Genomic DNA, 12,283 nt, shown 5'->3' on the forward strand with positions numbered 1-12,283 from the left:
GCTCAGGGGTGCTGGCTGCTGACGGAGAGGACCTCCCCGGTCAGGTAGGAGGCGTAGGGGGAGGCCAGGAAGACGATCGTGTTGGCCACCTCCCAGGGCTGCGCGGACCGTCCGAGCGCCTCGCGGGCGGTCAGGTCGGCGAGCAGCTCAGGGGTGGTGACCTTCGCGAGGTGGGGGTGGACAGCGAGGCTCGGGGAGACCGCGTTGACCCGGACGCCGAACGCGGCGGCCTCGACCGCCGCGCAGCGGGTCAGCGCCATCACGCCCGCCTTGGCCGCCGCGTAGTGCGCCTGCCCGGCCTGGGCGCGCCAGCCGACGACGGAGGCGTTGTTCACGATCGTGCCGCCCGAGCCCTGGGCGCGGAAGCGGCGCAGCGCGGCGCGGGTGCAGCGGAAGGTGCCGTTCAGGGTGACGTCCAGGACCTTCGACCACTGCTCGTCGGTCATGTCGGCCAGGTTCGAAGTGCCGCCGAGACCGGCGTTGTTGACCACCACGTCCAGTCGGCCGTGCAGACGTACGGCGGTGTCGAACAGGGCTTGGACCTGGTTCTCGTCGGTCACGTCGCAGGGGGCCGCGGCCACCGCGTCCGCGCCGAACTCGGCGGCCAGCGCGGCCTCGTGCTCCTTCAGGCGGCGCGGGTGGGCGTCGCTGAGCAGCACCCGCGCGCCCTCCTCCAGGAAGCGGCGGGCGGTCGCGCCGCCGATGCCGGTGCCGGCGGCGGCGGTGACGACGGCGCTGCGGCCGCGCAGCAGCCCGTGCCCGGCGACGTACTCCGGCGGGTCCGCGGGCCGTCGGGGCGGCCTCTCGACGCCTGTCATGGCAGCACGCTAACCTACCAAACACTTGTTAGGGAAGATTGGGGACGCCCCGGCCGCCGGGACGGCTGCGGAAGGAGGACGCGGTGGATCTCACTCTCTCCCCCGCCGACGAGGAGTTCCGCGCCGAGGCCCGCGCGTGGCTCGCCGCGCATGTGCCCGCGGCCCCGCTGCCCTCGCTGGAGACCGCGGACGGCTTCGCCGCGCACCGCGCCTGGGAGGCCGAACTGGCCGCGGACCGCTGGTCGGTGGTGTCCTGGCCGCGGGAGTACGGCGGCCGGGACGCGGGGCTCGTACGGTGGCTGCTGTTCGAGGAGGAGTACTGGGCGGCGGGCGCGCCGGCCCGGGTCGGACAGAACGGGGTCGGCCTGCTCGCCCCGACGCTGCTGCACCACGGCACCGCGGAGCAACGGGCGCGCGTGCTGCCGCCGATGGCGTCCGGCGAGGAGGTCTGGGCGCAGGCGTGGTCGGAGCCGGAGGCCGGTTCGGACCTGGCCTCGCTCACCTCGCGCGCCGAACGGGCGCCCGGGGGCTGGCGGTTGACCGGACACAAGACGTGGTCCTCGCGGGCCGCGTTCGCGGACCGGGCGTTCGGGCTGTTCCGCAGCCGTCCGGACGCGCCCCGCCGCCACGAGGGCCTGACCTATCTGATGTTCGACCTGCGCGCGCCCGGCGTCACCGTGCGCCCGATCGACCGCCTGGACGGCAGACCCGCGTTCGCGGAGCTGTTCCTGGACGGGGTGTTCGTGCCCGACGCGGACGTGATCGGCGCGCCCGGCGAGGGCTGGCGGATCGCGATGTCGACGACGGGCGACGAGCGCGGGCTCACGCTGCGCTCGCCCGGCCGCTATCTCGCCGCCGCGGACCGGCTGCGCGCCCTGTGGCGGGAGCGGGGCAGCCCGGCGTGGGCCCGGCGGCGGGTCGCCGACGCGGTGATGGGCGCCCGCGCGTATCAGCTGTTCACCTACGCGAGCGCCTCGCGCCCCCTGGAGTGCTCCCCGCCCGGCCCGGAGTCCAGCCTGAACAAGGTGTTCTGGTCCGAGTACGACATCGCGCTGCACGAGACGGCGCTCGACCTGCTGGGCGCGGACGGCGAGGCGGCGGACGGCGACTGGGCCGAGGGCTGGGTCTTCTCCCTCGCCGGTCCCATCTACGCGGGGACGAACGAGATCCAGCGCGACATCGTCGCCGAGCGGCTGCTCGGCCTGCCGAGAGGACGCCGCTGATGCGTTTCGCCCTCGACACCGAACAGCGCGCGTTCGCGGCCTCGTTGCACGCGATGCTCACCGCCGCGGACACGCCCTCGGTGATCCGGGACTGGGCCCGCGGCGACCCGGCGCGCGGGCGTGCGCTGTGGGGCCGTATCGGCGCGGCGGGGGTGTTCGCGCTCGCGGTCGACGAGAAGTACGGCGGTGCGGGACCCCGCCCGGTGGACCTCGCGGTGGCCTTCGTCGAGTTGGGCCGGCACGCGGTGCCGGGACCGCTGGTGGAGACGGTCGCCGCGGCGGTGCTGCTGGCCGGACCCGCCCTCGCCGAACGGTTCCTGCCGTCGATCGCGGCGGGGCACACCCTGGCCACGGTCGCCGACCGGGAGCGCGGGCCCGAGGGGAGTCCGGGCGCCGGACGGGCCCTCGACGGGGAGGTGGCGGGGGTGCGTCTGGTGCGCGCCGCGGACGGGCTGTGGCTGGCGCCCGGCCACGGTCCGGTCCGCCGCTCGCTGGATCCCGCGCGCCGCCTCACCGAACTGTCCCCGGGCGGCGAACTGCTGACCCGCGACCCGCCGAAGGACGCCCTCGGCTGGGCCCGGCTGGCGACCGCGGCGCAGGCGCTCGGGGTGGGCCTCGCGCTGCTCGACCGCACGGTCGACCATGTCCGCAGGCGCACCCAGTTCGGCGTTCCCGTCGGCTCCTTCCAGGCCGTCAAGCACCGGCTGGCCGACGCGCGGATCGCGCTGGAGTTCGCGCGTCCGCTGGTGTTCGGCGCGGCGGTCACCATGGATCCGGCCGATGTCGCCGCCGCCAAGGTCACGGCCTGCGAGGCGGCGTACCGGACGGCCGTCACGGCGCTGCATCTGCACGGCGCGATCGGCTACACGGCGGAGTACGACCTGTCGCTGTGGCTGGGCAAGGCCCGTGCCCTGCGCACGGCGTGGGGCACGCCCGAGGAGTGCCGCGACGCCGTCCTCGACGGGGACGCGGGCCGGCCGTGAGGGTCCCGGGGTTCAGTCGGCCCGCAGGATGCCCCGGGCCCGTGCCGCCGCGAGCCACTGCGGGAACTCCGCCACCAGCCGGTCGTACAGCTCGGCCTCGGACATCCGGCCGGGCTGCGAACCCGCGTGGAAGAAGCCCGCGTTGTCGACCACCCGGCGGGCCGGCACGGCCAGTTCGTCGAGCTTGCGCAGAAAGTCGAACTGACGGCTCTCCGGGTCGCCGAAGCCGATGAACTGCCAGAACAGCGGCAGTTCGGCCGCCTTGCACAGGTAGCGCTCCGCGGCGAGCTTGTTGATCGGCCCGCCGTCGGTCTGGAAGACGACGAGGGCGGGGGCGGTGGAGCCGCTGTCCAGGTAGTGGTCGATGACGGCGTCCATCGCCAGGTGGTAGCTGGTCTTCCCCATGTGCCCGAGCCCCGCCACGATCCGGTCGACGCGGCCGTGGTGGTCGGCGAGGGCGATGTCGGTGACGGCGTCGACGTCCGTGGAGAAGAACACGACGGGGACGCGGCCGTCGTCGTCGAGGTGCGCGGAGAGCCCGAGCACCCGGTCGGCCAGCGCCTGCACACTGCCGTCCTGGTAGTACGGCCGCATCGAGCCCGAGTAGTCGACCACGAGGTAGACGGCGACCCGCTGCCCCTCCAGGCCGTGCCGGGCGAGCGACGCGCCCGCGCTCTTGTACAGGTCGACCAGCGCGGGCGCCGACTCCTCGACCTTCTTCAGAGTGATCGCAACCATGGCCCCTACTCTCCCTCCTGCCACCGGCGTTGGCCATGCCCTTCGATGCCGCACCACCACCGGCTCGGCCCCCTCCGTGCCGGCGGCAGGGTGACGCTCGCGTGCGCTAACGCGCCCCGCGGCCCGCGGCGCTCCGGGCGGGCGCCCGCGCCGTGGTGCCGGTGGCCCTGATCGGCCCGACGATCGTGAAGGTTGCCCGACTCACGGCCTGAACGCCCTAGGCTGTCCGCTATGAGACCCGCCGGTGTCCTGCTCCTCGCGGGCGTCCCCGTCCTGATCGCCGCGACGCTCTACGGCCTCGGGCCGGCCGACGCGGAAGCCCACGGTCCGGTGCTCGACGAGATCACGGCCGGCCCCGCCACGGCGGACGGCACGCCCTCGCCGAGCGCCTCACCCTCACCGTCCGCCTCGGCCTCCCCCTCGCCGAGCGGCTCGCCGACCCTGGCGGCCGCCACCTCCCGGCCGGCCGGCCTGTCCGCGCCGGCCGAGAAGGAGATCGCGCAGGAGATCGTGGCGAGCGCCGAGAACAGCACCCTGAACTGGCGCAGCGCGTACGCCTACATCGAGGACATCGGCGACGGGCAGGGCTACACGGCCGGGCTCATCGGTTTCTGCACCGGCACCCACGACCTGCTGGAGCTGGTCGAGGGGTACACCGCCCAGCACCCGGACAACGGGCTCGCCCGCTATCTGCCCGCCCTGCGCCGGGTCGACGGAAGCGATTCGCACGAGGGACTGGACCCCGGTTTCACCACGGCCTGGCGGGCGGAGGCCAAGGTCCCCGCCTTCCGCGCGGCGCAGGACGCCGAGCGCGACCGGCTCTACTTCGACCCGGCGGTGCACACCGCCGAGCAGGACGGGCTCGGCACGCTGGGCCAGTTCATCTACTACGACGCGATGGTCTACCACGGCCAGGGCACGGTCCCGAACAGCTTCGGGGCGATCCGGGCCACGGCGCTGCGCCACGCCCGCACGCCCGCCCGGGGCGGCAGCGAGCGGGCCTGGCTGAACGCCTTCCTCGACGCCCGCCGTCAGGCGATGCTGTCGATGCACCCGGGTGTGGACACCAGCCGGGTCACCGCGCAGCGCGGCTTCCTGGATGAGGGCAACCTCGGCCTGCGCACCCCGCTCACCTGGCGGATGTACGGGGAGACGTACCGGATTCCCTGACGGCCGCGCCTGTCTTCGGACATCCCCGTCGCCCGTTGCCCGAGGGCCGCGCGCGCCCGTCCCCGGATGTGCGACGGCGCCCGCCCAGTCCGGTCGGGGACAGTGGGCAGGCGCCATCAATGTTCCGCACGCCTTTGTGCGGGACGTCTTGTGAACGCGCGATCAGACCATCAGCGAACGGTCCGTCGGGCGGATCGGGGCCGGCAGCTCGCTGGCGCCCGTCAGGAAGCGGTCCACCCCGCGGGCGGCCGAGCGGCCCTCGGCGATGGCCCAGACGATGAGCGACTGGCCGCGACCGGCGTCACCGGCGACGAACACACCCGGCACATTGGTCTGGAAGTCGGCGTCGCGAGCGATGTTACCCCGCTCGTCGAGCTCCAGGGCGAACTGGTCGACCAGGCCGTTCTCACGGTCGGTGCCGGTGAAGCCCATGGCGAGGGTGACCAGCTGGGCGGGGATCTTGCGCTCCGTGCCCGGCTTCGGGGTCAGCCTGCCGTCGACGAACTCGACCTCGGTGAGGTGCAGCCACTGGACGTTGCCGTCCTCGTCGCCCTCGAAGTGGGTGGTGGAGACGGAGTAGACCCGCTCGCCGCCCTCCTCGTGCGCGCTGGTGACCTTGTAGAGCATCGGGAAGGTCGGCCACGGCTGGGAGACCGGGTTCCGGTCCTCGCCCGGGCGGGGCATGATCTCCAGCTGCGTGACGGAGGCCGCGCCCTGGCGGTGGGCGGTGCCCACGCAGTCCGCGCCGGTGTCGCCGCCGCCGATGACCACGACGTGCTTGCCCTCGGCCGAGATCGGGGTGGTGACGTAGTCGCCCTCCTGGACCTTGTTGGCCAGCGGCAGGTACTCCATCGCCTGGTACACGCCCGCCAGCTCCCGCCCGGGGACGGGCAGGTCGCGGGCGGTGGTGGCACCGGCGGCGATGACGACGGCGTCGTAGCGCTTGCGGAGGTCGGTGGCCTTGAGGTCCCGGCCGATCTCGACGCCGGTACGGAAGCGGGTGCCCTCCGCGCGCATCTGCTCGATACGGCGGTTGATGTGCCGCTTCTCCATCTTGAACTCGGGGATGCCGTAGCGGAGGAGGCCTCCGACGCGGTCCGCGCGCTCGTAGACGGCGACGGTGTGGCCGGCCCGGGTCAGCTGCTGGGCGGCGGCGAGACCCGCCGGGCCCGAGCCGATGACGGCGACCGTCTTGCCGGACAGGCGCTCGGGGGCCTGCGCGGCGACGGTGCCGGCGTCCCACGCCTTGTCGATGATCGAGACCTCGACGTTCTTGATCGTCACCGGCGGCTGGTTGATGCCGAGGACGCAGGCCGACTCGCACGGCGCGGGGCACAGGCGACCGGTGAACTCCGGGAAGTTGTTGGTCGCGTGCAGGCGCTCGGACGCGGCGGTCCAGTCCTCGCGGTAGGCGTAGTCGTTCCACTCGGGGATGAGGTTCCCGAGCGGACAGCCGTTGTGGCAGAACGGGATGCCGCAGTCCATGCACCGGCTGGCCTGCTTGCTGATGATGGGCAGCAGCGAGCCGGGGACGTAGACCTCGTTCCAGTCCCGGACGCGCTCGGCGACCGGGCGGGAGGTGGCGACTTCGCGCCCGTGGTTGAGGAAGCCCTTCGGGTCAGCCATTGATCGCCGCCTCCATCATCTTCTCGGTGATCTCGGTCTCGGAGAGACCGGCTCGCTCGGCGGCGTCCTTGGCGGCGAGCACTGCCTTGTACGTGCTGGGGATGATCTTGCTGAAGCGGTTCACCGCGGTGTCCCACTCGGCGAGCAGCTTCTCGGCGACCGTGGAGCCGGTCTCCTCCTGGTGGCGGCGCACCACGTCGTGCAGCCACTGGCGGTCGGTGTCGTCGAGCTGCTCGACGGCGCCGAGGTTGCCGGCGTTGACGTGGTCGCGGTCGAGGTCGATCACGTAGGCGACGCCGCCCGACATGCCGGCCGCGAAGTTGCGGCCGGTCTCGCCGAGGACGACCGCGTGACCGCCGGTCATGTACTCGCAGCCGTGGTCGCCCACGCCCTCGGAGACCACCAGCGCACCGGAGTTGCGGACGCAGAAGCGCTCGCCGGTGCGGCCGCGCAGGAACAGCTCGCCGCCGGTGGCGCCGTAGGCGATGGTGTTGCCCGCGATGGTGGAGTACTCGGCGAGGTGGTCGGCGCCCCGGTCGGGACGGACGATCACCCGGCCGCCGGAGAGGCCCTTGCCGACGTAGTCGTTGGCGTCGCCCTCCAGGCGCAGCGTGACACCGCGCGGCAGGAAGGCGCCGAAGGACTGGCCCGCGGAGCCGGTGAAGGTGATGTCGACGGTGTCGTCGGGCAGGCCCGCGCCGCCGAACTTCTTCGTCACCTCGTGGCCGAGCATGGTGCCGACCGTGCGGTTGATGTTGCGGATGGAGACCTGGGCGCGCACCGGCTGCGCGTCGGTCGCCGAGTCGGCGGCCAGCGCGTCGGAGGCGAGCTTGATCAGCTCGTTGTCGAGCGCCTTCTCCAGGCCGTGGTCCTGCGCGACGACCTGGTGCAGGACCGCGCCCTCGGGCAGCTCCGGCACGTAGAACAGCGGGGCGAGGTCCAGGCCCTGCGCCTTCCAGTGGTCGACCGCGCGGGTGACGTCGAGCGCCTCGGCGTGGCCGACGGCCTCCTCGATGGAGCGGAAGCCCAGCTCGGCGAGGATCTCGCGGACCTCCTCCGCGATGAACCGGAAGAAGTTGACGATGTACTCGGCCTTGCCGGTGAAGCGCTCGCGCAGCACCGGGTTCTGGGTGGCGACGCCGACCGGGCAGGTGTCCAGGTGGCAGACGCGCATCATGATGCAGCCGGAGACCACCAGCGGGGCGGTGGCGAAGCCGAACTCCTCGGCGCCGAGGAGCGCGGCGATGACCACGTCACGGCCGGTCTTCAGCTGGCCGTCGGTCTGCACGACGATGCGGTCGCGCAGGCCGTTGAGCAGCAGGGTCTGCTGGGTCTCGGCGAGGCCGAGCTCCCAGGGGCCGCCCGCGTGCTTGAGCGAGGTCAGCGGGGAGGCGCCGGTGCCGCCGTCGTGACCGGAGATCAGCACGACGTCCGCGTGGGCCTTGGACACGCCGGCCGCGACCGTGCCGACGCCGACCTCGGAGACCAGCTTCACGTGGATGCGGGCCTGCGGGTTGGCGTTCTTGAGGTCGTGGATCAGCTGGGCCAGGTCCTCGATGGAGTAGATGTCGTGGTGCGGCGGCGGGGAGATCAGGCCGACGCCCGGGGTCGAGTGCCGGGTCTTGGCCACCCACGGGTAGACCTTGTGGCCGGGCAGCTGGCCGCCCTCGCCGGGCTTGGCGCCCTGGGCCATCTTGATCTGGATGTCGTCGGCGTTGACCAGGTACTCGGAGGTGACGCCGAAGCGGCCGGAGGCGACCTGCTTGATCGCGGAGCGGCGGGCCGGGTCGTACAGGCGCTCCGGGTCCTCGCCGCCCTCACCGGTGTTGGACTTGCCGCCCAGCTGGTTCATGGCGATGGCGAGGGTCTCGTGCGCCTCGCGCGAGATGGAGCCGTAGGACATGGCGCCGGTGGAGAAGCGCTTGACGATCTCGGAGACCGGCTCGACCTCGTCGATCGGGATCGACGGGCGGTCCGAGGCGAAGCCGAACAGGCCGCGCAGCGTCATGAGGCGCTCGGACTGCTCGTTCACCCGGTCCGTGTACTTCTTGAAGATGTCGTAGCGCTTGGCACGGGTCGAGTGCTGGAGGCGGAAGACCGTCTCCGGGTCGAACAGGTGCGGCTCGCCCTCGCGGCGCCACTGGTACTCGCCGCCGATGTCCAGCGCGCGGTGCGCGGGAGCGATGCCGGAGGCCGGGTAGGCCTTGGCGTGGCGGGCGGCGACCTCCTTGGCGACGACGTCGATGCCGACGCCGCCGATCTTGGTGGCGGTGCCGTTGAAGTACTTCTCGACGAAGGCGGTGTCGAGGCCGACGGCCTCGAAGACCTGGGCGCCGCGGTAGGAGGCGACGGTCGAGATGCCCATCTTGGACATGACCTTCAGGACGCCCTTGCCGAGGGCGTAGATCAGGTTGCGGATGGCCTGCTCGGCCTCCATGCCGGGCAGGAAGGTGCCCGCGTGGACCAGGTCCTCGACGGACTCCATCGCCAGGTACGGGTTGACCGCGGCGGCGCCGTAGCCGATGAGCAGGGCGACGTGGTGGACCTCGCGGACGTCGCCGGCCTCGACCAGCAGGCCCACGCGGGTGCGCTGCTTGGTGCGGATGAGGTGGTGGTGGACGGCCGCGGTGAGCAGCAGCGACGGGATCGGCGCGTGCTCGGCGTCGGAGTGCCGGTCGGACAGGACGATCAGGCCGGCGCCGTTCTCGATGGCGGCGTCGGTCTCGGCGCAGATCTCGTCGATGCGCGCGGCGAGGGCCTCGCCGCCGCCGGAGACCCGGTACAGGCCGGAGAGCGTCGCGGCCTTGAAGCCGGGCAGGTCGCCGTCGGCGTTGATGTGGATGAGCTTGGCCAGCTCGTCGTTGTCGATGACCGGGAAGGGCAGCACGACGCTGCGACAGGACGCGGCCACCGGGTCGAGCAGGTTGCCGGACGGGCCGAGGGAGGAGCGCAGCGAGGTGACGAGCTCCTCGCGGATGGCGTCCAGCGGCGGGTTGGTGACCTGCGCGAACAGCTGGGTGAAGTAGTCGAAGAGCAGGCGCGGGCGCTCGCTCAGCGCGGCGATCGGCGAGTCGGTGCCCATCGAACCGATCGGCTCGGCACCGGCCTTGGCCATCGGCGCGAGGATGACGCGCAGCTCCTCCTCGGTGTAGCCGAAGGTCTGCTGGCGGCGGGTGACCGAGGCGTGGGTGTGGACGATGTGCTCGCGCTCGGGCAGGTCGCCCAGCTCGATCTCACCGGCCTCCAGCCACTCGGCGTACGGCTGCTCGGCGGCGAGGCCGGCCTTGATCTCGTCGTCCTCGATGATGCGGTGCTCGGCGGTGTCCACGAGGAACATCCGGCCGGGCTGGAGGCGGCCCTTGCGGACGACCTTCGCGGGGTCGATGTCGAGGACGCCGACCTCGGAGCCGAGGACGACGAGGCCCTCGTCGGTGACCCAGTAGCGGCCGGGGCGCAGGCCGTTGCGGTCGAGCACGGCGCCGACCTGGGTGCCGTCGGTGAAGGTGACGCAGGCCGGGCCGTCCCAGGGCTCCATCATCGTGGAGTGGAACTGGTAGAAGGCGCGCCGGGCCGGGTCCATGGAGTCGTGGTTCTCCCACGCCTCCGGGATCATCATCAGCACCGAGTGGGGCAGCGAACGGCCGCCGAGGTGCAGGAGTTCGAGGACCTCGTCGAAGGACGCGGAGTCGGAGGCGTCGGGGGTGCAGACCGGGAAGACGCGCTCGGGCGCGCGGTCGCCGAACAGGTCGGAGACCAGCTGCGACTCGCGGGCCTGCATCCAGTTGCGGTTGCCCTTGACGGTGTTGATCTCACCGTTGTGCGCGACGAACCGGTAGGGGTGCGCGAGCGGCCACGACGGGAAGGTGTTCGTGGAGAACCGGGAGTGCACGAGCGCGATCGCGGAGGCGAAGCGGCGGTCGGACAGGTCCGGGAAGAAGGGCTCCAGCTGACCGGTGGTGAGCATGCCCTTGTAGACGATGGTCCGCGCGGACAGCGACGGGAAGTAGACCCCGGCCTCGCGCTCGGCGCGCTTGCGCAGCACGAAGGCCTTGCGGTCGAGGGCGATGCCCTCCAGCTCGCCGGCGCCGACGAAGATCTGCCGGAAGGCGGGCATCGTCGAACGGGCGGTGGCGCCGAGGAGTTCGGGGGCGACGGGGACCTCGCGCCAGCCGAGGACGGTCAGGCCCTCCTCGCCGGCGATCGTCTCGATCCGTGAGACGGCCTCGTCGGTGTCCTGCTCGGGCAGGAAGGCGATGCCGACGGCGTAGCGGCCGGCCGCGGGGAGCTCGAATCCGGCCACCTCGCGGAAGAAGGCGTCCGGCACCTGGGAGAGCAGGCCGGCACCGTCGCCCGAGTCGGGCTCGGAGCCGGTGGCGCCGCGGTGTTCGAGGTTGCGCAGAACGGTGAGCGCCTGCTCGACCAGCGCATGGCTCGCCTCGCCGGTGAGGGTGGCCACGAAACCGACGCCGCAGGCGTCCTTTTCGTTGCGGGGGTCGTACATACCCTGCGCAGCAGGGCGAGCATCCATGAAGGACCAGTTTCGGCCGTTCGCGGAGTGCTGGGACGGCTGGCGCGGCGTACGCATCGGCTCTCCCGTCGTCGTCAAGTGGCATATGCAGTGCCGAGGGACGACGTTGGCCCTCTGCGTGGAGTGCAAAATTTCGTGCAGGTTACATGATGGATTGGTTCTCGTGAACCGGATACTGCGTTCCAACATGCGGACACCGAGAGTCCATGGCGGGGGTGCCGCGCCCGGTGGGAGATCAAGGGGGCCGATCCGGACAGATCGATGTCCGGCAGACCGAGGCGGGGGGAGCTGTGGCGCTCACCCCGCGAGTAGGGGGCGGGCGTCATTGCCCGCAATGCTTACGGCTCATGCCCCGCGGTCCCTCGTTCGAAACCCGCGGGTAACCGGCTACTTATGCGGCCCATCGCATAGGTACCAGTGGGGCCCTATCCTACGGCCGTTCCGAACAAAGCGCCGAGGGCGTACGTCACACCGGCGGCCGCGCCACCGAGGGCGAGCTGGCGCAGGCCGCTGTACCACCAGGTGCGCGCGGTGACCCGGGCGACGACCGCGCCGCAGCCGAACAGGCCGACGAGCGCGAGCAGCAGCGCGGGCCACAGGGCGGTCGCGCCCAGCAGGAACGGCAGCACCGGGAGCAGGGCGCCCAGCGCGAAGGAGCCGAACGACGACACGGCGGCCACCAGCGGCGAGGGCAGGTCGCCGGGGTCGACGCCGAGTTCCTCGCGGGCGTGTATCTCCAGCGCCTGTTCGGGGTCGCGGGACAGCTGGCGGGCCACCTCACGGGCGAGTTCGGGCTCCACGCCCCGGGCCGCGTACAGCGCGGCGAGCTCCCGCTCCTCGTCCTCGGGATGCTTGCGCAGCTCGCGGCGCTCCACGTCGAGCTCGGCCTCGACGAGTTCGCGCTGCGAGGCGACGGAGGTGTACTCGCCGGCCGCCATCGAGAAGGCACCGGCGGCGAGGCCCGCGAGCCCGGTGATCACGATCGTCTGATGACTGACCGCGCCGCCCGCGACACCGGTGATCAAGGCGAGGTTGGACACCAGGCCGTCCATCGCGCCGAACACGGCCGGGCGCAGCCAGCCGCCGTTGACGTCGCGGTGGGTGTGGTTGTCGCGGTGCGCCTCGTGCAGTGGGGCTTCGATGTCGATGATGGCCACGGGTCCCCCAGGGAGTTCAGGAAGCTCGACGGCCGGCCGG

The 12,283-nt window shown here is 72.4% G+C and carries 8 protein-coding genes; 3 read left to right on the forward strand and 5 right to left on the reverse strand.

What is annotated here, in order from left to right; translation table 11 throughout:
- Positions 1 to 2 precede the first annotated feature (2 nt).
- The gene (locus WN71_RS04740) at positions 3 to 818 is read right to left on the reverse strand and encodes an SDR family oxidoreductase (protein WP_046588945.1); all 816 of its coding nucleotides are present in this window, start codon (positions 816 to 818) and stop codon (positions 3 to 5) included.
- Between the two features lie 83 nt (positions 819 to 901).
- On the opposite strand from WN71_RS04740, the gene WN71_RS04745 reads away from it, so the two are divergent.
- Together WN71_RS04745 and WN71_RS04750 are read left to right on the forward strand one after the other, a co-directional pair.
- Positions 902 to 2,041, forward strand: a complete 1,140-nt coding sequence (locus WN71_RS04745; protein ID WP_046588947.1) for an acyl-CoA dehydrogenase family protein — start codon at positions 902 to 904, stop codon at positions 2,039 to 2,041.
- The gene (locus WN71_RS04750; RefSeq protein ID WP_046588949.1) at positions 2,041 to 3,024 is read left to right on the forward strand and encodes an acyl-CoA dehydrogenase family protein; all 984 of its coding nucleotides are present in this window, start codon (positions 2,041 to 2,043) and stop codon (positions 3,022 to 3,024) included. The genes WN71_RS04745 and WN71_RS04750 overlap by 1 nt, the downstream gene beginning before the upstream one ends.
- Before the next feature lie 12 nt (positions 3,025 to 3,036).
- On the opposite strand, the gene WN71_RS04755 is transcribed toward WN71_RS04750, so the two are convergent.
- Positions 3,037 to 3,762, reverse strand: coding sequence for a vWA domain-containing protein (locus tag WN71_RS04755; protein ID WP_046588952.1), 726 nt, complete (start codon positions 3,760 to 3,762; stop codon positions 3,037 to 3,039).
- Between the two features lie 231 nt (positions 3,763 to 3,993).
- Between WN71_RS04755 and WN71_RS04760 the strand changes: the two genes are divergently transcribed.
- Positions 3,994 to 4,932, forward strand: coding sequence for a chitosanase (locus WN71_RS04760; RefSeq protein WP_046588954.1), 939 nt, complete (start codon positions 3,994 to 3,996; stop codon positions 4,930 to 4,932).
- A gap of 162 nt (positions 4,933 to 5,094) precedes the next feature.
- Here the strand turns inward: WN71_RS04760 and WN71_RS04765 are convergent, their stop codons facing one another.
- From WN71_RS04765 to WN71_RS04775, 3 genes are all read right to left on the reverse strand, one after another.
- Positions 5,095 to 6,558, reverse strand: coding sequence for a glutamate synthase subunit beta (locus tag WN71_RS04765; protein WP_046588956.1), 1,464 nt, complete (start codon positions 6,556 to 6,558; stop codon positions 5,095 to 5,097).
- Positions 6,551 to 11,143, reverse strand: coding sequence for a glutamate synthase large subunit (gene gltB, locus WN71_RS04770; protein WP_079177651.1), 4,593 nt, complete (start codon positions 11,141 to 11,143; stop codon positions 6,551 to 6,553). The genes WN71_RS04765 and gltB overlap by 8 nt, the downstream gene beginning before the upstream one ends.
- A gap of 368 nt (positions 11,144 to 11,511) precedes the next feature.
- Positions 11,512 to 12,243 (reverse strand): VIT1/CCC1 transporter family protein, encoded by a 732-nt coding sequence (locus tag WN71_RS04775; protein WP_046588960.1) that lies wholly within the window; start codon positions 12,241 to 12,243, stop codon positions 11,512 to 11,514.
- Positions 12,244 to 12,283 lie beyond the last annotated feature (40 nt).

This window comes from Streptomyces mangrovisoli (assembly GCF_000974985.2).
Taxonomy (GTDB): domain Bacteria; phylum Actinomycetota; class Actinomycetes; order Streptomycetales; family Streptomycetaceae; genus Streptomyces; species Streptomyces mangrovisoli.

Bases quoted from the DNA above. Each gene is read 5' to 3' on its own strand.
- WN71_RS04760 (WP_046588954.1), top strand. From the start codon at position 3,994: ATGAGACCCGCCGGTGTCCTGCTCCTCGCGGGCGTCCCCGTCCTGATC.
- gltB (WP_079177651.1), bottom strand. From the start codon at position 11,143: ATGCGTACGCCGCGCCAGCCGTCCCAGCACTCCGCGAACGGCCGAAAC.
- WN71_RS04755 (WP_046588952.1), bottom strand. From the start codon at position 3,762: ATGGTTGCGATCACTCTGAAGAAGGTCGAGGAGTCGGCGCCCGCGCTG.
- WN71_RS04765 (WP_046588956.1), bottom strand. From the start codon at position 6,558: ATGGCTGACCCGAAGGGCTTCCTCAACCACGGGCGCGAAGTCGCCACC.
- WN71_RS04750 (WP_046588949.1), top strand. From the start codon at position 2,041: ATGCGTTTCGCCCTCGACACCGAACAGCGCGCGTTCGCGGCCTCGTTG.
- WN71_RS04740 (WP_046588945.1), bottom strand. From the start codon at position 818: ATGACAGGCGTCGAGAGGCCGCCCCGACGGCCCGCGGACCCGCCGGAG.